Raw genomic sequence first — 1,257 nt, forward strand, 5'->3', positions numbered from 1 at the left:
CGGGTCGGGGGCGGCGCCCCCGTGATCTCAGCCGCCGGCCGCGTCGGTGAGGATGGGCAGGGCCACCAGGTCGTTCTGGGTCATCACCGGCATGTTGCGGATCTCCTCGTTCGGCACGGCGAGCGCCATCCGGGGGAACCGCTCGAAGAGCGCCGGCAGGGCGACGGCGGCCTCCAGTCGGGAGAGCGCGGCGCCCGGGCAGATGTGCGGCCCGTGGCCGAAGGCCATGTGTCGGATCGGCATCTCCCGGGTGATGTCGAACCGGTCGGCGTCCTCGCCGTGCTGCGCCGGGTCGCGACCGATGGCCGCGTAGGACATCACGACGCCCTCGCCCTCGGGGATGACGGTCCCGGCGATCTCGATGTCCTCGGTGGCGAAGCGCATCAGGAGGTGGGTGGAGGGGGAGGACCAGCGGAGGGTCTCCTCGATCACGGCGTCCCAGCCGACCTCGCCGGAGAGCACGAGCGCCAGCTGATCGGGGTTGTTCAGCAGGGTGCGGACGGCGTGCAGGATCAGGCTGATGGTGGTCTCGTGACCGGCCGCCACCATCGCCTTGAGATTGCCGATGACCTCCTCGTCGGTCAGCGGTTCGCCGCCCTCGTCGGCGAGGATCAGCGCCGAGGTGAGGTCGTCGGCCGGCGCGGCCTTCTTCTCGGCCACCACCCGGGTGTAGAAGACGTCCATCTCCTCGATGACCGCCAGCCGCTCCTCCTGCGGCGTGAGCATGGAGAAGAACGCCTCGTACAGCTCGTGCAGGCGCGGATGGTCCTTGGCGTCCACGCCCATGAGCTCGCTGACCACCCGCATCGGCAGGGGCAGCGCGAACGTCTCCTTGAGCTCCACCGGGGAGCCGTCGGCGCCCTGTTCGGCGACCCGGTCCAGCAGTTCGGCGGTGATCCGCTCGATGGCCGGGCGCATTCCCTCCACCCGCCGGGGGGTGACCGCCTGGGCGGTCATGGCGCGCAGCCGGCGGTGCTCGGCCCCGTCCACGGTGAACATCGACCGACCGGCGTCGATCATGCCGATCAGCGGCCACTCGCGGGTGATCCGTCCGTCCCGCCACGCGTTCCACCGGTTGATGTCCTTGACCAGCCGGGGGTCGGTGAGGAGCCGGCGGGCCTCGGCGTGGTCGGTGACCGAGAAGGCCACCGCGCCCAGCAGGTCGATCCGGGTGATCGGACCCGCCGCGCGCAACCGGGCGATCTCCCCCTCGCGGTCGCGGACCAGGGGGTCGAGCACGATCGGGGCGCCGCCGGG

Annotated in this window: 1 protein-coding gene; it reads right to left on the bottom strand. The window is 71.8% G+C overall.

Translation table 11 applies throughout. The features are described from left to right. Positions 1 to 27 precede the first annotated feature (27 nt). A partial coding sequence (locus FOE67_RS26090) for a cytochrome P450 family protein (protein ID WP_194444781.1) occupies positions 28 to 1,257 on the bottom strand: 1,230 nt, incomplete at its 5' end.

The sequence above is a fragment of the Streptomyces calidiresistens genome (assembly GCF_014141525.1).
Lineage (GTDB): Bacteria > Actinomycetota > Actinomycetes > Streptomycetales > Streptomycetaceae > Streptomyces > Streptomyces calidiresistens.